Origin of the sequence: Bordetella genomosp. 13, assembly GCF_002119665.1 — a bacterium.
GTDB lineage: Bacteria > Pseudomonadota > Gammaproteobacteria > Burkholderiales > Burkholderiaceae_B > Bordetella.
In genome coordinates this window covers 4691498-4714502 of the sequence record NZ_CP021111.1, presented here as the reverse complement: position 1 = coordinate 4714502, position 23005 = coordinate 4691498, and the positions used below count along the sequence as shown (strand labels likewise).

The window sequence follows — 23005 nt, the reverse complement described above, 5'->3', positions numbered from 1 at the left end:
GGCGTATCCCCCAGTGCGCAGCGCGCGGGCTCCGTGAAGCGCGCGCCAAGCCGTCCCGGGGGCGAATACCGTAACGCGCCGCGCGGAGATCAGCGATGAACCTGTCGCGCCTGTTCATCCTGCGTCCGGTGGCCACCACGCTTTCAATGGTGGCCATCCTCATCGCCGGGTTCATCGCCTATCGCATGCTGCCGGTCTCGGCCCTGCCCGAGGTCGACTATCCCACCATCCAGGTGGTCACGCTGTATCCGGGCGCGAGCCCCGACGTGATGACCTCGCTGGTCACCTCTCCGCTCGAGCGCCAGTTCGGGCAGATGCCGGGCCTGAACCAGATGACCTCCACCAGCTCGGGCGGCGCGTCGGTCATCACGCTGCAGTTCAGCCTGGCGCTGGCGCTCGACGTGGCCGAGCAGCAGGTGCAGGCGGCCATCAACGCCGCCTCGAACCTGCTGCCCGGCGATCTGCCTGTGCCGCCCACCTACAACAAGGTCAACCCGGCCGATGCGGCCGTGCTCACGCTGGCCGTCACGTCGCCCACCATGGCGCTGCCGCAGGTGCGCGACCTGGTGGACACGCGCATGGCGCAGCGGCTGTCGCAGGTGCAGGGCGTGGGCCTGGTCAGCGTGGCGGGCGGGCAGCGTCCGGCGGTGCGCGTGCAGGTCAATCCGCAGGCCCTTGCGGCCGCCGGCCTCAGCCTGTCCGACCTGCGGGCGGCGGTGGTGGGGGCCAACGTCAACCAGCCGAAGGGCAACCTGGACGGCCCGCAGCGCTCCATCACCATCAACGCCAACGACCAGCTGCAGTCGCCCACGGCCTACAACGACCTCATCATTGCCTATCGCAACAATGCGCCGCTGCGGCTGTCCGACGTGGGGCGAGCGGTGCAGGGCGCCGAGGACGTGCGCCAGGCCGCGTGGGTGGGCGACCGGCCGGCCATCCTGGTCAACGTGCAGCGCCAGCCCGGCGCCAACGTCATCGACGTGGTCGACCGCATCCAGGAGCTGCTGCCCCAGCTGCGCGCGTCGCTGCCGGGCACGCTGGACGTGACCGTGGTGGCGGACCGCACGCAGACCATCCGCGATTCGGTGGCCGCCGTCGAACACGAGATGATGCTGGCCATCGCGCTGGTGGTGATGGTCACGTTCGTGTTCCTGCGCAGCCTGACGGTGACGCTGATACCGAGCGTGGTGGTGCCGCTGTCGCTGATCGGCACGTTCGGCATCATGTACCTGGCCGGCTTCAGCATCAACAACCTGACGCTGATGGCGCTGACCATCGCCACGGGCTTCGTGGTGGACGACGCCATCGTGATGATCGAGAACATCGCGCGCCACATCGAGGAGGGCGAGACGCCGATGGCCGCCGCGCTGAAGGGCGCCAGCCAGATCGGCTTCACGCTGATCTCGCTGACCTTCTCGCTGATCGCGGTGCTGATCCCGCTGCTGTTCATGACCGAGGTGGTGGGCCGGCTGTTCCGCGAGTTCGCCGTCACGCTGGCGGTGGCCATTCTCATCTCGCTGGTGGTGTCGCTGACGCTCACGCCGATGATGTGCGCTCGCCTGCTCAAGCCCGAATCCGAGCACCGCTACGGCCGCTTCCATCGCGCCACCGCCGCGTTCTTCGATGGCGTCATCGCGCGGTACGACCGCATGCTGGCCGTGGTGCTGCGCCACCAGCCGCTGACGCTGGTCGTGGCGCTGGCCACCTTCGCCCTCACGGTGCTGCTGTACCTGCTGATTCCGAAGGGCTTCTTCCCGCAGCAGGACAGCGGCATGATCCAGGCCATCACGCAGGCGCCGCAGTCGGTGTCGTTCAAGGCCATGGCCGAACGCCAGGAGTCGGTGGCGCGCATCGCCATGCAGGACCCCGCGGTGGCGTCGGTGTCATCCTTCATCGGGGTGGACGGCAGCAACGCCACGCTCAGCGCAGGCCGCATGCAGATCGCGCTCAAGCCGCACGCCGAGCGCGAGGATACCCTGGCGGAAGTCGTGCAGCGGCTGCAGAAGTCGTTCGAGGAAGGCCAGGCGAACATGCGGGTGTTCATGCAGCCGGTGCAGGACCTGACCATCGACGACCGCGTAGCGCGTACGCAGTACCAGATGACCTTGTCGAATCCCGACCTGGACGTGCTTGCCGAATGGGTGCCCCGGCTGGCCGAGCGCCTGAACCGGGTGCCCGAGCTGCGCGACGTGACGCACGACCTGCAGGACCAAGGGCTGCAGGCCTGGGTGGAGATCGACCGCGATGCGGCTTCGCGCCTGGGCATCACGGTGTCGGCGATCGACGAGGTGCTGTACGACGCCTATGGGCAGCGCCTGATCTCCACCATCTTCACGCAGTCGAACCAGTACCGCGTGGTGCTCGAGGTCGAGCCGCAGTTCGGCAACGGTCCCGCCTCGGTGGAGCGGCTGCACATTGCCACGGCCGACGGCCAGCTGGTGCCGTTGTCCAGCGTGGCGCGCGTGATCGAAGGGCGCTCGGTGCTGGCCATCAACCGGCTCGACCAGTTCCCCATGGTGACGCTGTCGTTCAACCTCGAGCAGGGCGCGTCGCTGTCGGCGGCGGTGGACGCCATCGCGGCGGTGCAGCAGGAGATCGGCATGCCGGCCAGCATCGAGACGCGCTACCAGGGCGCGGCGCTGGCGTTCCAGAACTCGCTGTCCAGCACGCTGTGGCTGATTCTTGCGGCCATCGTCACCATGTACATCGTGCTGGGCGTGCTGTATGAAAGCTACATCCACCCCATCACCATCCTGTCGACGCTGCCCTCTGCGGCCGTGGGGGCGCTGCTGGCCCTGATGATGAGCGGCACCGATCTCGACATGATCGGCATCATCGGCATCATCCTGCTGATCGGCATCGTGAAGAAGAACGCCATCATGATGATCGACTTCGCGCTGGATGCCGAGCGCAAGCGCGGCCTGTCGCCGCGCGAGGCCATCCATGAGGCCGCGCTGCTGCGCTTCCGGCCCATCCTGATGACCACGCTGGCCGCGCTGTTCGGCGCGCTGCCGCTGATGCTGTCGACCGGCACCGGCGCCGAGCTGCGGCAGCCGCTGGGCCTGGTGATGGTGGGCGGCCTGCTGGTCAGCCAGGTGCTGACGCTGTTCACCACGCCGGTCATCTACCTGATGTTCGACCGCCTGGGGCGCGGCCGCCGGCCGGCCGCGCAGCGCACGCCGGCGCAGCAGCCATGATCCTGTCCGCGCCCTTCATCGTCCGCCCGGTAGCCACCACGCTGCTGTCCCTGGCCGTGGTGCTGGTGGGCGGGCTGGCGTATTTCCTGCTGCCGGTGGCGCCGTTGCCGCAGGTCGACATTCCCACCATCTCGGTGTCGGCCACCCTTCCGGGCGCCAGCCCCGAGACCATGGCGTCCAGCGTGGCGACGCCGCTCGAACGCTCGCTGGGCAGCATCGCGGGCGTCACCGAGATGACCTCGAGCAGTTCGCAAGGGTCCACCCGCGTCACCCTGCAGTTCGACATCTCGCGCGACATCGACAGCGCGGCGCGCGACGTGCAGGCGGCCATCAACGCGGCGCGCTCGCTGCTGCCCACCAGCCTGCGCAGCAACCCCACGTACCACAAGTCCAATCCCTCGGACGCGCCCATCATGACGCTGGCCATGACGTCGGGCACGCTGACGCAGGGCAAGCTGTACGACCTGGCCACCACCATCGTGGCGCAGAAGCTCGCGCAGGTGAACGGCGTGGGCGAAGTCACGGTGGGCGGAAGTTCGCTGCCGGCCGTGCGCGTGGACCTCATCCCGGGCGCCCTGTCCAATCGCGGTGTGTCGCTCGAGGAAGTGCGGCAGGCCCTGTCGGCGGCCAATGCCAACCGCCCCAAGGGCATGGTCGAGAACGAGAGCTATCACTGGCAGATCATGGCCAGCGACCAGCTCGACAGCGCCGAGCAGTATCGCCCCCTGATCGTGGCATGGCGGGACGGCGCGCCGGTGCGGTTGTCGGACGTCGCCAGGGTGGAGGACTCGGTCGAGGACATCTTCCAGACGGGCTTCTACAACGACCGCCCCGCCGTGCTGCTGATCGTGCGGCGCCAGGCCGACGCCAACATCATCGAAACGGTGGACGCGGTGCGCGCGCAGCTGCCGCAGCTGGCGGCTTTCCTGCCCGGCGACGTCAGCCTCGGCGTCGCGCAGGATCGCTCGCCCAGCATCCGCGCCTCGCTGCACGAGGCCGAGCTGACGCTTGTCATCGCGGTGGGCCTGGTCGTGATGGTGGTGCTGCTGTTCCTGCGGCGCTGGCGCGCCGCGATCATCCCCAGCGTGGCGGTGCCGGTGTCCCTGGTGGGCACCTTCTGCGTCATGTACCTGTGCGGCTACACGCTCAACACCATTTCGCTGATGGCCCTGATCGTGGCCACCGGCTTCGTGGTGGACGATGCCATCGTGGTTCTCGAGAACATCATGCGCCACATCGAGCGGGGCGCCTCGCCCATGCGCGCGGCGCTGCGCGGCTCGCGCGAGGTCGGCTTCACCGTGGTGTCCATGAGCCTGTCGCTGATCGCGGTGTTCATTCCCATCCTGCTGATGGGCGGGGTGGTGGGCCGTCTGTTCCGTGAGTTCGCCGTCACGCTGTCCGCGGCCATTCTGGTGTCGCTGGTGGTGTCGCTTACCCTGACGCCCATGATGTGCGCCCGCCTGCTGCGCGCCGAACCATCCGGGGGGCGCGAGCGCGAAGCGCGCCAGCCCGGCCGCGTGGCCCGCGCGCTGGACGCCATGATGGGCGGCATGCAGCGCGGCTACGCGGGCAGCCTGCAATGGGTTTTGCGGCACGCCAGGCTGACGATGCTGGTGCTGGCCGGCACCATCGCCCTGAACGTCTACCTGTACACCGTCGTGCCCAAGGGCTTCTTCCCGCAGCAGGATACCGGGCAGCTGCTGGGGTTCTTTCGCGCCGACCAGGGCTCGTCCTTCCAGTCCACCGTGCCCAAGCTGGAGCACTTCCGCAAGGTGCTGATGCAGGACCCCGCGGTGGAAAGCGTCACCGCCTACGCCGGCGGCCGGGGCGGCAGCAACAGCAGTTTCGTGCAGGTGCAGCTGAAGCCGCTGGAGGTGCGCCAGGCCAGCGCGGACGAGATCATCAACCGGCTGCGCGCGCGGCTGCAGCGCGAACCGGGCGCCCGCATGTTCCTGGTGTCGCAGCAGGACATCCGCGTCGGCGCGCGCGCCACGCAGGGCTCGTACGAGTACGCGCTGCTGACCGGCGACCTGAACCTGCTGCGTACCTGGCTGCCGCGCGTGCAGCGGGCGATGGCGACGCTGCCGGAACTGACCGACGTGGACAACGCCGCCGAGGACAAGGGCCGCCAGGTCAACCTGGTGATCGACCGCGAGGCGGCCAGCCGGCTGGGCATCAGCATGGCGTCGATCTCCGCGGTGCTGAACAACTCGTTCAGCCAGCGGCAGGTGTCGGTGATGTACGGCCCGCTCAACCAGTACCGCGTGGTGATGGGCGTGAACCAGCAGTTCGCACGAGATCCCGATTCGCTGAAAGATGTGTATGTGATCACCGACGCGGGGCAGCGCGTGCCGCTGGCCGCGGTGGCGAGCTACCAGGTCGGCAATGCGCCGCTGCGCGTGTACCACCAGGGCATGTTCGTGGCCGACTCCGTGTCGTTCAGCCTGGCGCCCGGCGTGTCGCTGGGCCAGGCCACGGCGGCCATCGACGCGGCCGTGGCACGCATCGGCCTGCCCTCCGACCAGATACAGGCCGGCTTCCAGGGCACGGCGGCCGAGCTGCAGAAGACGCTGGCCCAGCAACCGTGGCTGATCTTGGCGGCGCTGGTCACCATGTATATCGTGCTGGGCATGCTGTACGAAAGCCTGGTGCATCCGCTCACCATTCTGTCGACGCTGCCGTCGGCGGGCATCGGCGCCTTGCTGGCGCTGATGGTGCTGGGCAGCGAGTTCACGCTGATCGCGCTGATCGGCGTGTTCCTGCTGATCGGCATCGTGAAGAAGAACGCCATCATGATGGTCGATTTCGCGCTCGAGGCCGAGCGCAGGCGCGGCCTGTCGCCGCGCGAGGCCATCTTCGAGGCCTGCCAGACGCGCTTCCGTCCCATCATGATGACCACGCTGGCCGCCATCTTCGGCGCGCTGCCTCTGGTGCTGGCCACGGGCCCGGGCGTCGAGATGCGCCAGCCCCTGGGCATCACCATCGTCGGCGGCCTGGTGCTCAGCCAGATTCTCACGCTGTACACCACCCCCGTGGTGTATCTGTACCTCGATCGTTTCCGCCTGTGGGCCGCGCGCCGCCGCGGCGGTCTCGACCATCACGCATCCCGCCCATGACCCGAGCCGTTCGTCATCGTCTTCTCCGTCCTGTGCTGCGCGCCGGCGCGCTGCTGCTTTGCGTGGCGCTGTCCGCCTGCGCGGTGGGCCCCGACTACCAGCGTCCGGCCATCGACGTGGGCATGGGCTACAAGGAAGGCCAGGAGCGGGTGCCGGGCTGGAAGCCCGCTCATCCTCGCGACGACGTGTCGCGCGGACTATGGTGGCGCGTCTATGGCGACGACGTGCTGGACGGCCTGATGGTGCAGCTGAATGCCGCCAATCAGGACGTGGCCGTGGCCGAGGCCAACTACCGGCAGGCGCAGGCGCTGGTGCAGTCGTCGCGCGCCGGCTTCTATCCCGCTGTCGGCGCCAGCGCCGGCGTCACGCGTTCGGGCGCGGGCAACGGCGGCTCGGGGTCGGGCAATTCGGTGGGCAACCAGTATGCGCTGACCGGCAGCGTCAGCTGGGAGCTGGACCTGTGGGGCCGCCTGCGCCGCGACCTCGAATCCAGCCGTGCCAGCGCGCAGGCATCCGCCGCCGACCTGGCCGCCACGCGGCTGAGCGCGCAGGCGGCGCTGGCGCAGAACTATTTCCAGCTGCGCGTGCTGGACGAGCAGAAGCGCCTGCTGGACGCCACCACCGTGGCCTACGAGAGGGCGCTGCAGCTGAACCGCAACCGGTACGACGCCGGCGTGGCGGGCAAGGCCGACGTGGCGGTGGCCACGGCGCAGCTGGAGAATGCGCGGGTCCAGTCGGTGGACCTGGACTGGCAGCGCGGGCAGCTGGAGCACGCCATCGCGGTGCTGACGGGCCAGCCGCCCTCGCGCTTCGCATTGCCGCCGCGGGACTTCGCGCAGCAGTTGCCCGAGATTCCGGTCGGCCTGCCTTCGGAGCTGCTGGAGCGCAGACCCGACGTGGCCGCCGCCGAGCGCCGTGCCGCCGCGGCCAATGCGCAGATCGGCGTGGCCGAGTCGGCCTGGTTTCCCGACCTGGTCCTGTCCGCCGATGGCGGCTTCCGCAACGGCAGCTTTGCCGACTGGCTTAGCGCGCCGGCCCGCTTCTGGTCACTGGGGCCGTCGCTGGCCATGACCCTCTTCGACGGCGGCGCGCGCCAGGCGCAGGTGGACCAGGCCCGCGCTGCCTATGACGCCCAGGCCGCCGCCTACCGCCAGTCGGTGCTGACCGCATTGCGCGAGGTCGAGGACTATCTGGTGCAGCTGCGCGTGCTGGCGCAGGAGCAGGTGGTGCAGGCGCGCGCGCTGGACGCGTCTCGCGAATCGCTGAGGCTGATCCGCAACCAGTACGAAGAGGGCCTGGTCGATTACCTGGACGTCGCGGCCATCCAGACCACGGCGCTCAGCAGCGAGCGCTCGGCCCTGTCGCTGATCGGCGACCGGCTGGTGGCCAGCGTGCAGTTGATCGCGGCGCTGGGCGGCGGGTGGGACGGGCTGGCGCCGGATGGGGGGCAGGCCGCAACGACGGCCGAATGACGCCACATTTGTTACTCCCACCACCGCATTTCCTGGCACAACACTATGTGCTGATCACGCCCCGCCCACAGGCAGCCGTCGCCTGCGCAGTCCATCGCAGTCCGCCGCGGGACGTGCGCATTCAGCCAGGAGGGCGAGAGCCATGACGACATCTGCAAGGAACGGACCGAAGGAAGGACAGGCCATCATGCGCACGCCGCCCGTGGTGTCCCCGCAGGAATGGGAGGCGGCGCGCCAGCAGTTGCTCGTGAAGGAAAAGGCCCTGACCCGGGCGCGTGATGCGCTGGCGGCCGAGCGCCGGCGCATGCCCTGGACGGCGGTGGACCGGCAATACGTATTCGAAGGGCCGGCGGGCCGGGCCAGCCTGATCGATCTGTTCGACGGGCGGCGGCAGTTGATCGTGTATCGCGCCTTCTTCGAGCCGGGCGTGTACGGCTGGCCCGAGCATGCCTGCCGCGGCTGCTCGCTGGTGGCCGACCAGGTGGCCCATGTCGCGCATCTCAACGCGCGCGACACCACGCTGGCCTTCGTGTCGCGCGCCTCGCAGGCCGACATCGCCCGGCTGAAGGCGCGGATGGGGTGGAGCATGCCGTGGTTCACGATCACGGACGGCTTCGATGCCGACTTCGGCGTGCACGAATGGCATGGCACGAACGTGTTCTTTCGCGAGGGCGACCGGGTGTTCCGCACGTACTTCCTGAACAACCGCGGCGACGAGCAGATGGGCAGTACCTGGAACTATCTCGATGTCACGCCGCTGGGCCGCCAAGAGCTGTGGGAGGACTCTCCGGAGGGCTATCCCCAGACGCCGACCTACAAATGGTGGAACTGGCACGACAGCTATGTGGCGGGAGCCGAGCCCGACAAAGAATGGGTAGCGGTGTCCGATGCCGGAGAGGCCACATTCCGCGAAGCGTCGCGCGCGCAGCGCGAGCAGTCAGCGGCGCAGCCGTGCCCGGGCTGCACGGGCAACGACGCGAGAGGCTGACTGCGCAGGCCTACACCAGCCCGCGTATCCCCGCGATGCCGTGCGCCCCATGCCGGCGCGCTTCGTTGCGGGTCTGTTCCGACTGCCCGCCCAGCGCGTACACCGGCAGTCCCGCATCGCGGATGCCCGCCGTGAACGCCGCCCATCCGATGCCGGGCTGGCCGGGATGCGTGGCCGTGGCCAGCACCGGCCCCAGCACCGCGAAATCGGCGTCCAGCATGCGGGCGCGCAACACCTCGGCATTGTCGTGCGCCGACACGCCCACCAGCGCGCCGGACGGCAGTTCGGGCCGGGCGTGCAGGGCTGCGGCGTCGGCGGCGCGCAGGTGCACGCCGTCGGCCTCGCGCCACCACGCATCGGGATGCGCGCTGTTGACCAGCAGGCGCGCGCCCGCCGCCCGGCACCGCGCCAGCACGGCCTGCATGGCCTGATGCAGCGAGGCGGCGGCAGCGCCGTCGGGCCATTGCGGCTCGCGCAGCTGCACCAGCTTCAGTCCGGCCGCCAGCGCGGCATCCAGCCGGGCCAGGTAGGCGGGCAGCGCGTCGGGCGAGCCGATGGCGCTGATGGCGTAGGTGGTCGGAAGCTGCAGCCAGCGCAGCGGCGGCAATGTGGCCGGCAGCAGGTCGCCCACCACGCCGGCGTGCGCCGGGTCGACCCACTGAAGGCGCTGGTTCTCGAGGCTGCGAGGCTCGCCTTCCCAGCCGGTGACCTGGCAGAACGCCAGCCGCACCGTGGTGTGCGGATAGGCGTGCACATAGGTTACCCACGGCCACGCCTCGGTGACGCGGATGCCGATCTCTTCGTGCAGTTCGCGCGCCAGGGCCTGCAGCACGGTCTCGCCCGGCTCGAGCTTGCCGCCGGGCAGTTCCCACCAGCCCGACCATGGCTTGCCTTCGGGCCGCTGTCCCAGCAGCAACTGCCCATCCGGACGCAGGATCAGGCCCGCGGCGACGTCGATGATCTTGTCGGTTCCGCGCGGCTCAGACATGGCGCGCGGCCCAGTCACGCGCAAACTGGTACGCCACCCGCCCCGAGCGCGAGCCGCGTTCCAGCGCCCATTGCAGCGCCTCGGTGCGCGAAGGCTCGATCTGGTCGGCCGGGCACTTCAGCTCGCGCAGCCAGTGGCGCACGATGTCCAGATAGTCGTCCTGCTTGAACGGGTAGAACGACAGCCACAGCCCGAAGCGCTCGGACAGCGAGATCTTCTCCTCGACGGTCTCACCGGGATGGATCTCTCCGTCGGGCTGGTGCCGGGCCTGCAGGTTCTCGCTCATGTACTCGGGCATCAGGTGGCGGCGGTTCGACGTGGCGTAGATCAGCACGTTGTCGCCCGAGGCCGACACCGAGCCGTCCAGCACCGACTTCAGCGCCTTGTAGCCCGCTTCGCCTTCCTCGAACGACAGGTCGTCGCAGAACACGATGTAGCGTTCGGGCCGGCCCGCGACCAGTTCGACGATGTCGGGCAGGTCGCCCAGGTCGGACTTGTCGACTTCCACCAGCCGCAGGCCCTGCTCGCCGTACGACGCCAGCATGGCCTTCACCAGCGAGCTCTTGCCGGTGCCGCGCGCGCCCGTCATCAGCACGTTGTTGGCCGGCTTCTTCTGCAGGAACTGGCGCGTGTTGCGGTCGATGATGTCCTTCTGGCGCTCGATGTGCTGCAGGTCGTCCAGTTCGATGCGCGCGACGTGGCGGACCGCGTCCAGCCAGCCGCGCGAGCCGCGCTTGCGCCAGCGGTAGGCATGGGCGGTCCAGTCGATGTCGGGCGGGGCGGGCGGCAGCCAGGCTTCGAGCTGCGCCAGCACGCGCTCGGCGCGCGCCAGCAGGCGGGACATGTCGGTGGGATTGGATTCCATCATCTTTCGGCGGGGTTGCGGGGCGGCGAGGCGATCACGAGCGATAGTCGGCGTTGATGCTGACGTACTCGTGCGAGAAGTCGCAGGTGTAGACCGTGTCGGCCACCTGGCCGCGGCCCAGCGCGATGCGCACGACGATCTCGGCTTCCTTCATCACGCGTTGGCCGTCCGTTTCCTGGTACGAGGGATTGCGCCCGCCGTCGACGGCCACCAGCACGTCGCCGAGCCAGAGGCGGATGCGCGAGACGTCCAGGTCATCGATGCCGGCGTAGCCGATGGCCGCCAGGATGCGGCCCAGGTTGGGGTCGGACGCGAAGAAGGCGGTCTTGACCAGCGGCGAGTGGGCCACCGCATACGCCACCTTCAGCGCCTCTTCGGTGCTGCCGGCTTCCTCGACGCGGATCGTCATGAACTTGGTGGCGCCTTCGGCATCGCGCACGATCTTCTGCGCCAGGTCGGCGGCGGCCTCGGTCAACGCCTGCACCACGGCCGCGTAAGCGGCATCGGATTCGGACGAGATGGCCACGCCCGACTTGCCGGTGGCGATCAGGATGAACGAATCGTTGGTGGAGGTATCGCCATCGACCGTGATGCGGTTGAACGACTGGTCGGCGATCTGCACGGCCAGTTTGCGCAGCAGCGGCTGCTCGATGGCGGCGTCGGTGGCCAGGAAGCTCAGCATGGTGGCCATGTTGGGGCGGATCATGCCCGCGCCCTTGCTGATGCCGGTGATGCTTACCATCTTGCCTGCCACGTCGATGCGGCGCGAATGGATCTTGGGCAGCGTGTCGGTGGTCATGATGCCGTGCGCGGCATCGAACCACTGGTCGGGCGCCAGCTTGGCGATCGCGCCCGGCAGGCCGGCCGTCAGGCGGTCCAGCGGCAGCGGCTCGAGGATGACGCCGGTGGAGAACGGCAGGATCTGTTCGGCAGGCACGTCCAGCAGGCGGCCCAGCGCGGAGCAGGTGTCCTGGGCGCGCTTCAGGCCGTCGGCGCCGGTGCCGGCATTGGCGTTGCCGGTGTTGATGACCAGCGCGCGCACCGGTCCGCCCGAGGCCAGGTGTTTTTCGCAGACCTGCACCGGAGCGGCGCGGAAGCGGTTGCGCGTGAACACGCCCGCCACGCTGCTGCCTTCGGCCAGGCGGAAGACCGTCAGGTCGCGGCGCCCTGCCTTGCGGATGCCCGCCTCGGTGACGCCGATTTCGACACCGGCGACGGGGAAAATTTCGGATTCGGAGGGGATCTGCAGATTGACGGCCATGGATGGTGACTCGGTGAAGGACGAAGGCGCCGGGCCTGGCGCCGGCGATACAGCCCTCTATTATCCACCGCCCGGCCTGCCGGCAAAGTGCGCGCCGGGGCAATAGTAAGCTTCCCCTCTTGGGCGCCGGGCCGATCCCGGCCAATATCGAGGAGTATCGCTATGGATCTGGGCATCGCCGGCCGCTGGGCTGTGGTGTGCGCGGCCAGCAAGGGGCTGGGCAAGGGCTGCGCCGCCGCCCTGGCGCGCGAGGGCGTGAACGTGGTCATCAACGCGCGCGGCGAGGCCGCGCTGAACCAGACCGCGGATGAGCTGCGCGCCCTGCGCGCGGACATCGAGGTGCGCTGCGTGGCGGGCGACGTCACGCAGGACGAGGTGCGGCAGGCGCTGCTGGACGCGTGCCCGCAGGTGGACATCCTGGTGAACAATGCCGGCGGTCCGCCGCCCGGCGACTTCCGCGACTGGGAGCGCGCCGACTGGCTGGCGGCGCTCGATGCCAACATGCTGGCTCCGATCGCCCTGATGCGGGCCACCGTGGACGGCATGGCCGAGCGCGGCTTCGGCCGCGTGGTCAACATCACGTCCGCGGCGGTCAAGGCGCCGATCGACGTGCTGGGGCTGTCCAATGGGGCGCGCAGCGGGCTGACCGGCTTCGTCGCCGGCCTGGCGCGACAGTCGCGGCTGGCCTCCCGCAACGTCACGCTGAACAATCTGCTGCCGGGCCCGTTCGACACCGACCGCCTGCGCAGCGCGTTCAAGGCGCCTGGGCAGCGCGAGAGCCGCCTGCGCGGCATTCCGGCGGGGCGTTTCGGCAGTGCCGACGAGTTCGGCGCCTTCTGCGCCTTCCTGTGCAGCGCGCATGCCGGATACATGACCGGACAGAACGTGCTGCTGGACGGCGGCGGGTACCCTGGAACGTTCTGAACCGCGCGCGCGGGGCGTCGCCGTCAGGGCCCGATCTGCATCGTCGCCACGTCCAGCACGCCGGCGTCGCGATTGCTCAACACGGAACGCACGGTGCCGTCCGGGGCCTGCACCACGGTGTTGCCCGACGCGATGTCGGGTTGGCCGGCGCGGCGCGCCGCGCGGCCGCGCGGCGGGCTGAACACCAGGTCGCCCGGCTGGGCCCCCCGCACGCCTGCGGCGCTGCCGGCGCGCGTGCCGGTGGGGTAGGTGAGATCGCCCAGCCTGAGCTCTTCGGCCAGCAGGCCCTCGAACGTCAGCAACTGGCGCTGGCTGTCCACCGAGATGTCCGCCTTCAGCAGCGCCAGGCCGGCTACCGTGGCCGGTTCGCTGCCTTCGACACGCAGCAGCCAGCGCTGCGGCATGGCTTGGCGTAGGTCGACCCAGGTGCCGGTGGGCAAGGGCAAGTTGCCCAGTGTATTGCCCGAGGCGAGATGACAGCTGTCGAAGCGCGGCCGGCCGTCTTCCATGATCAGTTCGGCGCGATGGCTGCGCGAGCAGCGCCAGCCGCCCTGCACGGACTGATCGGCCGCCAGCGTCACCGACCACGTCTCTTTGGCCGGGCCGTCGGGTCCGGCCGGCCGACGGTAGCGGAACAACTGGCTGGCCTGCAGGCCGCCCACCTCGACCAGCGCCGGAAAGTCGGCCTGCGTGAAAGATTCGAGGTCGCCGGGATGGGTGAGGCGCAGGGTGGTGCCCGCGGGCATGTCCACCCCGGCCAGGCGGCGCGCGGACTCCAGCACGGCGCGGCGCGCCTGTTCCTCGCGCGCGTCGCGCTGGGCGGCCAGCCACTGACCGATGTGCTGGTACGGGAAGATGCTGCCGGTGACGGCCAGGGCCGCCATCATGGCGGGCCCCAGCCGGCGATGTTCGCGCAGCCACATCCGGGATCGGCGGCTGATGGCCAGGCGGGCGAGCCAGGTCAGCAACGTGCTCAGGCAGATCAGCGAGAGCACGAGGGACGCGTAGTAATTGCCGCCAGGAATCGATACCGGGATCATGGCGGCAATTATGCGCCAATCCGGCGTCGTTCCAGGGACCGTCCGATGCGGACCGCGCCCATGGCAAGAGGCGTCCGCCGCGCCGGCGCGAATGGCGGGCCCCAGGGCCTGTTAACAGGCCCTAGCGTTCCTGCGCGCGCCGGGCGACCACCTGCAGCTTCAGTTCGCCCAGGGCCTTGAACAACGCATTGCGGCTGGACTCTGGCAGGTCGTCGAACATGCTTTTCACCCAGCCCTCGTGGGCCCGCGCCATGCGCGCGAAGGTCTTGCGGCCTTGCGGCGTGAGTTTGAGCACCGAGCTGCGGCGGTCGGTCTCGACCTTGGTGCGCACCACCAGGCCTTCCTTCTCGAGCTGATCGGTGATGCCCGTGATATTGCCGTTGGTCACCATCATGTGGCGCGACAGCTCGCCCATCTTCATGCCCTTGGGCGCGCGCTGCAACTGCGCCATCAGGTCGAAGCGCGGCAGTGTGGTGTCGAACTCGTTGCGCAGGCGGCCGCGGATCTCCGTCTCGATCAGGTTGCAGCAGGTCAGCATGCGCAGCCACAGGCGCAGCGCGTGATGGTCGTCGGGCGCGGCGCGGGTTTCGAGGTCGGGAGCGTCGATCATGAGGCGGTTCTTGAGGAAAAGGACAGGCCCATCTGCTCGAACACGGCGCCGGCCAGCGGGCTGCCGGGTTGGCCGAGCTCGAGCACGATGTCGAAATGGTTCAGGCCGGGCACCCGCACGTGCCGCGCGGGATGGCCGCGTGCCTGCCAGACGCGCAGGTAGTCGTCGCTCTGGCGCTTGAACTCGTCGGTCTCGTTGTCACCGTAGCTGACGATGATGGGGCAGCCATGCGCAGGCGCGATGCGGTCGGGACTGTTGCGCACGGCGTCGTCGTGGCTCATGCGCATCCATTGGTTGATGTGGGTGTGCACCAGAGGGGTCAGGTCGTACAGGCCGGACAGCAGCAGCCCGCCCTTGACCACGTCGGCAGGCACGCCGGCCTGGCTCTGCCAGCCGCCGGCCAGCAGCATGGCGCAGAGATGCGCCCCGGCCGAACTGCCGCCGATGTGCAGCCGGGCAGGATCGCCGCCGTAGCGGGCGATGTTGCGGTGAACCCAGGCCAGCGCTCGGCGCGTCTGGTCGACGATGCGGTCCAGCGTGACGGCCGGGGCCAGCGAGTAATCGATGGACACCACCACCGCTCCGGCCCGCGTGAAGGCGGGCGCCATCGAGCTGGAGTCGTCCTTGCCCAGCGCGCGCCAGTAGCCGCCATGCACATACATGAATACCGGAGCCGGGCCGCCATGGGCGGCCGGGAACACGTCTAGCGTTTCATCGGGATGATCGCCATAGGCCAGGCCGACGCTGCATGGCAGCGTCGCGCGCGCGTGGCGGCTTTTTTCGGCGTACTGCTTGAGTATCGCCTCGACGTCGGGTACTGTCGCGCGTGCGTTGTACTGGACGTCGAGCGCGTCCCGGTCGTAGTGGCGGTAGACAGTGCTCATCGATGTACCTTGGGGCAGGGCACCTGGGACAAACCCTAGACTTGTTTTGCGGAATACTTTAAACCTAAACTATGCCGCACGCCAGTTGATTTCTCATCCGCCGCGCGCCGCGCAGGAGCCCCCAGCATGCGTTTCCTATCTACCATCGTGGCCGCCGCCGCGTTCGTCCCCGTACTGGTCCACGCCGACACCATCAAGGTGGGTATCGCCAACGACATCTCCGGTCCGTTCGCGGCGCTGGGCGCCGAGGCGCGGGACGGCTTCAACCTGGCCATCAAGCAGCTCGGCGGCAAGCTGGGCGGCCAGCCGGCCGAGTTCCTGCAGACCGACATGGGCGGCAACCCCGATCAGGCGCGCCAGCTGGCCACGCGCTATATCCAGCGCGAGAAGGTCGACTTCTTCACCGGTCCCATCGGCTCCAACGTGGCGCTGGCCGTGGGCCCCGCGCTGTTCGCCGCCAAGGTGCCGTACCTGTCCAACAACCCCGGCCCCAGCCAGTACGCCGGCGCGCAGTGCAACAAGTTCTGGTTCGGCACTACTTATCAGAACGACGCCTTCCACGAAGTGGCCGGCAAGGTCGCGGCCGACCGCGGCTACAAGAAGATGTTCATCGTCGCGCCCGACTACCCGGCCGGCAAGGACGCGCTCACCGGCTTCAAGCGCGGCTACAAGAACCCCGTGGCCAACGAGCGCTACACCAAGCTGGGCCAGATCGACTACGCGGCCGAACTGGCCGAGATCCGGGCCGCCGCACCCGAGGCCGTCTACATCTTCCTGCCGGGCGGCATGGGCATCAACTTCGTCAAGCAGTTCGTCGCCGCCGGCCTGTCGCAGAACATCAAGCTGGTCGGCCCGGGCTTCTCGGCCGACGAGGACGTCATTCCGGCCGTGGGCGAGCCCATGCTCGGCATGGTCAACACCGCCCAGTGGGCGCACGACCTCGACGTGCCGCAGAACAAGCAGTTCGTCGACGCGTTCCGCAAGGAATACAACGGCCGCTATCCGTCGGTGTATGCGGCCCAGGCCTACGACGTGATCATGGCGATGGACGCCGCGGTCAAGCAGGCGGGCGGCAAGGCCAGCGACCGCGACGCCATCGTGGCGGCGCTCGAGAAGGCGGACTTCCCCTCGGTGCGCGGCTCGTTCACCTATGGCAGGAACCACTATCCGATCCAGGCGTACTACGCCCGCGAAGTCGGCAAGGACGCGCAGGGCCGCATCACCAACAAGCTGGTGGGCAAGGTGTACGACAAGCACCAGGACGTCTACGTCGGCGAGTGCAAGCTTTGATCCGGCGGCGCGTGGGCAGGGCACGGCCCTGCCCACGGCCGGTCCGCAGGGCAAAGACATATCGATGACCGCGATGGCACGACATACGCGGCGCGGGGGATGTTCATGACGTATACGCTGATCGTCGAGCAACTGCTGAACGGTCTGCAGTTCGGGTTGATGCTGTTTCTCATCGCCGCGGGCCTCACCCTGGTCTTCGGCATCATGGACATCATGAATCTGGCGCACGGTTCGCTGTACATGGCGGGCGCCTATGTGGCTGCCGAGACCATGCAGCGCACCGGCTCGTTCGCCGCGGCCGTGGCGGTCGCGGCGCTGGCCACCGGCCTGGTGGGCGCGGTGCTCGAGCTCGTGCTCATCCGCCGCCTGGCGGTGCGCGATCACCTGGCGCAGGTGCTGGGCACCTTCGCCGTCATCCTCATCGCCAACGACCTCGTCAAGATGATCTGGGGGCCGGCGCCCATGATGCTGAACACGCCGCCTGCGCTGTCGGGTCCGGTACGGCTGCTGCCCGACCTGATGTATCCCGCCTATCGCCTGATGATCATCGGCCTGGGGCTCGCGGTGGCCGTGGGCCTGTACTGGTTCGTCACGCGCACTCGCGCCGGGGTGCTGGTGCGCGCGGGGGCCTCCAATCGCCAGATGGCCACGCTGATGGGCGTGCGCGTGCCGCTGCTGTTCCTGGGCGTGTTCGCGCTGGGCGCGGTGCTGGCCGCGCTGGCCGGCGCGCTGCTCGGTCCGGTCACGGCGGTGCAGGTCGGCATGGGCGAAGAGATCCTCATCCTGGTGCTGGTGTGCATCGTCATCGGCGGCATCGGCTCCATACGGGGCGCCTTCGCGGGCGCGCTGCTGGTGGGCATGGTCGACACGGCGGGCCGCGCCTTCCTGCCGACGCTGCTGCGCAGCTTCTTTCCGCCCGACGTGGCGTCCAGCGTGGGTCCCACGCTGGCGGCCATAGCCATCTACGTACTGATGGCCGGCGTGCTGGTGTTCCGGCCCTCGGGCCTCTTCCCGGCGCGCGGCTGAGCATCATGACGGATACTCGCTCGCTCTTCTGGACGGGGCTGTTCCTGCTGGCCCTGGCTGCCTTTCCGCTGGTCGCGCCGCTGCTCGACCTGGACTTCTACGTGTCGTTCGTGCGGCGCATGCTGATCTATGCGCTGGCGGCCACCAGCCTCAATCTGGTGCTGGGCTACGGGGGCATGGTGGCCCTGGGCCACGCGGCGTTCTTCGGCGCCGGCGCCTATGCCGTGGGCATGCTGGGCGCCGCCGGAGTCACGTCGGGCCTGGTGGCCTGGCCCGCGGCCATGCTGCTGGCGGGCCTGCTGGCCGTGCTCACCGGGGCCATTTCGCTGCGCACGCGCGGCGTGTACTTCATCATGATCACGCTGGCCTTCGCGCAGATGATCTATTACGTCTTCATCTCGCTGCGGCAGTATGGCGGCGAGGACGGCCTGAACCTGCCCGGCTATTCCACGCTGCCGGGCATCGACCTGGCCGACGACCGATCGTTCTATTACCTGGTGCTGGCGCTGTTCGCGGTGCTGATGTGGTGCTTCGGCCGCCTGGTCGGCTCGCGCTTCGGCACGGCGCTGCAAGGCATACGCGAGAACGAGGCGCGCATGGAGGCGCTGGGCTATCCGGTGTACCGGATCAAGCTCGTGGCGTTCGGCCTCAGCGGCGCGGCGGCGGGCCTGGCCGGCGCGCTGCTGGCCAATCACAACCTGTTCATCTCCCCCAGCCTGATGCACTGGACCCAGTCCGCCAACCTGCTGATCATGGTGCTGGTGGGCGGGGTGGGCCTGCGCTATGGCGGCGTGGCGGGCGCGGTGGTGATGCTGGCGCTCGAAGAGATTCTCAAGCTCTGGACCGAGTACTGGCATCTGCCGCTGGGCATCCTGCTGCTGTGCGTGGTGTTCGGCGCGCCGCGCGGACTGGCCGGCCTGGTGGGACCCCTGTTCGGCGGTCGGCCCGCGGCGGGGCGGCGTCCGGCCGTCGCGCCGGGGTCTTCGGATGCCGCCAACCCTGCTTCACGGAGCGGAACATGATCCCCGCCGCACTGGCGCCGGCACTGCGCGCCGAAGGCCTGGTCAAGCGCTTCGGCGCGCTGCTGGCCACCGACCACGTCTCGCTGGACCTGCAGCCGGGCGAGATCCACGCCCTGATCGGGCCCAACGGGGCGGGCAAGTCGACGCTCATCCACCTGCTGTCCGGCACCTTGTCCGCCGATGCCGGCAAGCTCTGGGTGGGCGGAACCGACGTCAGCGGATCGAACGCGCACCAGCGCGTGGCCGCGGGCCTCTCGCGCTCGTACCAGATCACCAACATCTTCAAGTCGTTCAGCGTGCTCGAGAACCTGCTGCTGGCGGTGCAGGCCCATGCCGGCAGCAGTTTCCGTTTCTGGACGCCGCGCAACCGCGACGAGGCCCTGTACGAACAGGCCCGCGCGCTGGCCGCCCAGTGCGCGCTGGACGCGGCGCTGCTCGACCGTCCGGCCGGCACGCTGCCGCATGGCGAGCAGCGCAAGCTGGAGTTCGCGCTGGCGCTCGCGGCGCGTCCGCAGGTGCTGCTGCTGGACGAGCCCATGGCGGGCATGGGGCCCGACGAGACCCTGCGCCTGGCCGATCTCATCGAAAGCCTGCGCGGCGAGGCGGCCATGCTGCTGGTCGAGCACGACATGCAGGCGGTGTTCCGGCTGGCCGACCGCATCTCGGTGCTGGTCTATGGCCGAGTCATCGCCACGGGCACGCCCGACGAGATCCGCGCCAACCCCGAGGTTCGGCAGGCCTATCTGGGCGACGATGAGGCGCCCGCCACGGCGCTGGAGGAAGCATGATGCTGGAACTTCGAGGCATCGCCAGCGGCTACGGGCCCAGCCAGGTACTGTTCGGCGTCGACCTGAGCATAGGCGCGGGGCAGGTCGTCACGCTGCTGGGCCGCAACGGCATGGGCAAAACCACGCTGCTGCGCACCCTGTTCGGCCAGCTGCCGCTGCGCGCCGGCAGCATCGCCTTCGGCGGCCGCGACATCGGCGGCTGGCGCCCCGATCGCATCGCCCGCGCCGGGCTGGCCATCGTGCCGGAAGGGAGGCAGTGCTTTCCCAACCTGACCGTCCGCGAGCACCTGACCGCCTTCGTCGCGGCGCGCAATCCCGACATCGGCCAGCGCTGGACGCCCGAGCGCGTATTCGAACTGTTCCCACGCCTGGGCGAGCGCGCCCGCAACATGGGCAACCAGCTGTCCGGCGGCGAACAGCAGATGCTGGCCATCGGCCGGGCGCTGGTGACCAATCCGCGCCTGCTGGTGCTGGACGAGGCCACCGAGGGCCTGGCCCCGCGCATCCGCGAAGAGATCTGGACCTGCCTCGCCACGCTGCGCCAGGCCGGTCAGACCATCCTGGTCATCGACAAGTACGTCGAACGGCTGCTGGCCCTGGCCGACCGCCACGTCATCCTCGAACGCGGCAAGGTCGTCTGGACCGGCGACTCGCGCGAACTGGACTCCGACAGGGGGCTCTGGACGCGCTATCTGGGCGTCTGATCGACGCCGCGCGGGCGCCGGCCGCCCGCATCTATGCAAACGTTGTCAAATTGATACCGATCCCCTGCATTTCGGTGGGTGATTGTTGGTATTTGTTTTGTTTTGACCGTCCCTGACTCTACACTCTACCCCGCGCGCGACCTCCCGGCCGGCGACCCCTGGCGTTGTCCTCGCGCCGGCCGCCGCGGCAGCAGCTGCCGCGACCATCGCCATGTGCCGCACGCACGGCGCATCAACGATCTGTCAGGAACTGTTCAAACATGGCGAAATGGGGATTGAGGACCAAGTCTTTGCTGGCTTTGGCCCTGGCCTGCCTGATCGCGCTGATTCCGGCAGGGTTGATAGGGTGGCAGGTCTTCGACAGCGTCCGCGAGCATTTCGGGCGCGCCTACGCGGAAAACGTCACGATGCTCAACCGCCAGAAGATCGTCGCGCCGGTCTCGCGCGACCTGGCGCTGTCGCTGCGGCTGGCGGATTCGGAGGTCACCCGGCGCTTTCTGCTGAACGAGAACGACCCGGCGGCGCGCGAGTTGTTCTTCCGCGAGGCGGACGGATATCGCGGCGACCTGCGCAGCAAGTCTTATTTCGTCATCAGCGCGCTGAGCAACAACTACTACTACAGCGACCGCGCGCAGCCGACGCCGATGCCGCCGCGATACACGCTGTCGCCCCAGACGGCCGAAGACGCGTGGTTCTACGCCTCCGTGCGCTCCCAGGACGCCTACAACGTCAATGTCAATTCGGACCACCAGTTGAAGCTGACGCGGGTCTGGATCAATGTGCAGGTGCGCGACAAAGAGCGGGTGCTGGGCCTGGCGGGTTCCGGTCTGGACCTGAGCAGCTTCCTGCAGGAGTTCATCACCAGCGGCGACGAGGGCGTCACGCCCATCATCATTGACCAGGCGGGCGCCATCCAGGCCTATCACGACGAGTCCCGCATCGCCTACAACTCGGGCGCCATGGCGGGCCAGCGCCACAGCAGCGTGTTCGACCTGATCGACGCGCGCGACGACCAGCCCCTGCAGGCTGCCCTGCAGCGCGCGCTGGCCGATCCGCAGACCGTGCAGACCGTCTGGGCGGGGCTGGACGGCAAGCGCCAGCTGCTGTCCGTGGCATACATACCCGAATTGCGCTGGCACGTGCTGACGGCCGTGGATCTCGGCGCGGCGCGCGTCGTGGGTGCGGCTTGGCTGTGGCCCGCCGCCATCGGCGTGGTGCTGCTGGTGGCCGCCATGCTGCTGGGCTTCGGCTACGCCGTCGAGCGCCTGATGCTGCGGCCGCTGCGCCGCCTGCAGCAGTCGGCGCGCGCCATCGCCAACGGCAGCTACGACGTCACCCTGCCGTCCGCGGGCCAGGACGAGATCGGCGACCTCAGCCGCGCCTTCGGCGTGATGGCGCAGAAGGTCCGCACCCATACCGAGGAACTCGAGAGCAAGGTGCGCGAACGCACCCGCGAACTGGAAAACGCCAATCGCGAAATGGCCGCAGCGCAGAAGAAGATCGGGGACTCGATCGACTACGCCAGCCTCATCCAGCGCGCCATCCTGCCCGACCGCCAGCTGGTGCGCTCGCTGGGCGAACACCACTTCGTGTTGTGGAAGCCGCGCGACGTGGTCGGCGGCGACTTCTACGTATTCCGCTCCGATGGGCCCAACTGCCTGCTGGGCGTGGTGGACTGCGCCGGCCACGGGGTGCCGGGCGCGCTGATGACCATGCTGGCGCGGGCGGCCATCGATCTGGCGATTGCCGACGTGGGCCCGTCCGACCCGGCCGCGGTGCTGGCGGGCACCGACGCCGCCATCCGGGCGATGCTGGCCGACGCGCAATTGCCGCGCACGCTTGCCATCAACACCGATGCGGGACTGGTGTATATAGACTGGGCCGGCCAACGGCTGGTGTATTCCGGCGCCAAGATCTCGCTGTACGCCAGCAACGGCGAGGTCCTGGAAGAGCTGCCCGGCGCGCGCCGCGCGCTGGCGGACAAGCGGCCCGGCGAGTACGAGAACGTTGAATTGTCCCTGCGATCCGGCTGGACTTACTATCTGGTCACGGACGGATTCCTGGACCAGGCGGGTGGCGAACATGGCTTCGGATTCGGCAACCGCCGCTTCGCCGACATGCTGATGCGCCATGCGCGACAGCCGCTACCCGAGCAGGCGCTTGCCTTCAGCCAGGCGCTTGACGAATATCGGGGGGAAAGGCCGCAGCGCGACGACATCACGCTGCTGTCCTTCCGTTTCGAGTGAACCTGGCCGCCAAGGTGTGACCGTTATGAATGCTTCCGATCTATATGCCCTGCGCGAACGCTTCAACCAGGACCGCACGCTACTGTGCTTCAATGGCCCGATTTCGCGCAGCCTGATCGAAGAGATCGGCAACGCGCTGAAGAACTACCTCGAGGCCGAGCACACGCGGCCGGCCGAGGCGATGGACGTGTTCTCGGTCTACATCGAGATGATCCAGAACATCCGTCAATATGCACTGCAATGCAACGACGCCGAGGCATCCGCCACGGTGGTGATCAATCGGCGCGACGCGGGCGGCTACGTCGTCTCCGCGGGCAATGTGGTCGACACCGCGCACGGCGACCGCCTGGTGGCCATGGTCCAGCGCCTGGCCACGATGGACAAGCCGGCCCTGAAGGCCGAGTACAAGGCCCAGCTGCACAAACCCCGCGTGCCGGGCACGGCGACGGGCGCCGGCCTGGGCCTGATCGACATCGCGCGCCGCTCCAGCCAGCCGCTGCAGGCCAGCCTGCGCCCGCATGGCCAGGACGGCCGGTCGTTCTTCAGCCTCAGCGTCGCCATTTAGTACGTCGTGCGCATAGCTT

18 protein-coding genes are annotated in these 23005 nt (G+C 68.9%); 12 read left to right on the top strand and 6 right to left on the bottom strand.

Features of this window, described 5'->3' with window-relative positions:
• Positions 1-95: 95 nt before the first annotated feature.
• The 4 genes from CAL15_RS21260 (at position 96) to CAL15_RS21245 (ending at position 8773) form a co-directional block, all read left to right on the top strand.
• Positions 96-3197 (top strand): MdtB/MuxB family multidrug efflux RND transporter permease subunit, encoded by a 3102-nt coding sequence (locus CAL15_RS21260; RefSeq protein ID WP_086080312.1) that lies wholly within the window; start codon positions 96-98, stop codon positions 3195-3197.
• Positions 3194-6313 (top strand): multidrug efflux RND transporter permease subunit, encoded by a 3120-nt coding sequence (locus CAL15_RS21255; protein ID WP_086080311.1) that lies wholly within the window; start codon positions 3194-3196, stop codon positions 6311-6313. The genes CAL15_RS21260 and CAL15_RS21255 overlap by 4 nt, the downstream gene beginning before the upstream one ends.
• The gene (locus tag CAL15_RS21250; protein ID WP_086080310.1) at positions 6310-7785 is read left to right on the top strand and encodes an efflux transporter outer membrane subunit; all 1476 of its coding nucleotides are present in this window, start codon (positions 6310-6312) and stop codon (positions 7783-7785) included. Before CAL15_RS21255 ends, CAL15_RS21250 begins: the two co-directional genes overlap by 4 nt.
• A gap of 142 nt (positions 7786-7927) precedes the next feature.
• Positions 7928-8773, top strand: a complete 846-nt coding sequence (locus tag CAL15_RS21245; RefSeq protein WP_232468054.1) for a DUF899 domain-containing protein — start codon at positions 7928-7930, stop codon at positions 8771-8773.
• A 10-nt stretch (positions 8774-8783) separates the two neighbouring features.
• Here CAL15_RS21245 and CAL15_RS21240 read toward each other — a convergent pair whose 3' ends face one another.
• Genes CAL15_RS21240 through argJ form a run of 3 tightly spaced genes read right to left on the bottom strand, consistent with a single transcriptional unit; the run spans position 8784 to position 11887 of the window.
• Positions 8784-9761, bottom strand: a complete 978-nt coding sequence (locus tag CAL15_RS21240; protein WP_086080308.1) for a Nudix family hydrolase — start codon at positions 9759-9761, stop codon at positions 8784-8786.
• Entirely contained in the window at positions 9754-10626 is an 873-nt protein-coding gene (locus CAL15_RS21235; protein WP_086080307.1) for an ATP-binding protein, read from the bottom strand. Before CAL15_RS21235 ends, CAL15_RS21240 begins: the two co-directional genes overlap by 8 nt.
• Positions 10627-10660: 34 nt before the next feature.
• Positions 10661-11887: a bifunctional glutamate N-acetyltransferase/amino-acid acetyltransferase ArgJ gene (argJ, locus tag CAL15_RS21230; protein WP_086080306.1), complete on the bottom strand. Its 1227-nt coding sequence runs from the start codon at positions 11885-11887 to the stop codon at positions 10661-10663.
• Between the two features lie 162 nt (positions 11888-12049).
• Between argJ and CAL15_RS21225 the strand changes: the two genes are divergently transcribed.
• A complete protein-coding gene (locus tag CAL15_RS21225; protein WP_086080305.1) occupies positions 12050-12811 on the top strand; it encodes an SDR family oxidoreductase in 762 nt (253 codons plus the stop codon).
• 23 nt (positions 12812-12834) lie between these two features.
• Here CAL15_RS21225 and CAL15_RS21220 read toward each other — a convergent pair whose 3' ends face one another.
• From CAL15_RS21220 to CAL15_RS21210, 3 genes are all read right to left on the bottom strand, one after another.
• Entirely contained in the window at positions 12835-13851 is a 1017-nt protein-coding gene (locus tag CAL15_RS21220) for a hypothetical protein (protein WP_086080304.1), read from the bottom strand.
• Between the two features lie 121 nt (positions 13852-13972).
• Positions 13973-14461 (bottom strand): MarR family winged helix-turn-helix transcriptional regulator, encoded by a 489-nt coding sequence (locus CAL15_RS21215; protein WP_086080303.1) that lies wholly within the window; start codon positions 14459-14461, stop codon positions 13973-13975.
• The gene (locus CAL15_RS21210; protein WP_086080302.1) at positions 14458-15345 is read right to left on the bottom strand and encodes an alpha/beta hydrolase; all 888 of its coding nucleotides are present in this window, start codon (positions 15343-15345) and stop codon (positions 14458-14460) included. The genes CAL15_RS21215 and CAL15_RS21210 overlap by 4 nt, the downstream gene beginning before the upstream one ends.
• Before the next feature lie 126 nt (positions 15346-15471).
• On the opposite strand from CAL15_RS21210, the gene CAL15_RS21205 reads away from it, so the two are divergent.
• The 7 genes from CAL15_RS21205 (at position 15472) to siaB (ending at position 22986) form a co-directional block, all read left to right on the top strand.
• Positions 15472-16635, top strand: a complete 1164-nt coding sequence (locus CAL15_RS21205) for an ABC transporter substrate-binding protein (RefSeq protein ID WP_086080301.1) — start codon at positions 15472-15474, stop codon at positions 16633-16635.
• 105 nt (positions 16636-16740) lie between these two features.
• On the top strand, positions 16741-17661 hold the full coding sequence (locus CAL15_RS21200; protein ID WP_086081227.1) for a branched-chain amino acid ABC transporter permease: 921 nt from the start codon (positions 16741-16743) through the stop codon (positions 17659-17661).
• A gap of 5 nt (positions 17662-17666) precedes the next feature.
• On the top strand, positions 17667-18683 hold the full coding sequence (locus CAL15_RS21195; protein WP_086080300.1) for a branched-chain amino acid ABC transporter permease: 1017 nt from the start codon (positions 17667-17669) through the stop codon (positions 18681-18683).
• Positions 18680-19471, top strand: coding sequence for an ABC transporter ATP-binding protein (locus CAL15_RS21190; RefSeq protein WP_086080299.1), 792 nt, complete (start codon positions 18680-18682; stop codon positions 19469-19471). Before CAL15_RS21195 ends, CAL15_RS21190 begins: the two co-directional genes overlap by 4 nt.
• The gene (locus CAL15_RS21185; protein WP_086080298.1) at positions 19471-20175 is read left to right on the top strand and encodes an ABC transporter ATP-binding protein; all 705 of its coding nucleotides are present in this window, start codon (positions 19471-19473) and stop codon (positions 20173-20175) included. Before CAL15_RS21190 ends, CAL15_RS21185 begins: the two co-directional genes overlap by 1 nt.
• Positions 20176-20450: 275 nt before the next feature.
• Positions 20451-22421 carry a biofilm regulation protein phosphatase SiaA gene (gene siaA, locus CAL15_RS21180; RefSeq protein WP_332455552.1) on the top strand — a complete coding sequence of 657 codons (1971 nt, stop codon included), beginning with the start codon at positions 20451-20453 and terminating at the stop codon, positions 22419-22421.
• A gap of 25 nt (positions 22422-22446) precedes the next feature.
• Positions 22447-22986 carry a biofilm regulation protein kinase SiaB gene (gene siaB / locus CAL15_RS21175; protein ID WP_086080296.1) on the top strand — a complete coding sequence of 180 codons (540 nt, stop codon included), beginning with the start codon at positions 22447-22449 and terminating at the stop codon, positions 22984-22986.
• Positions 22987-23005 lie beyond the last annotated feature (19 nt).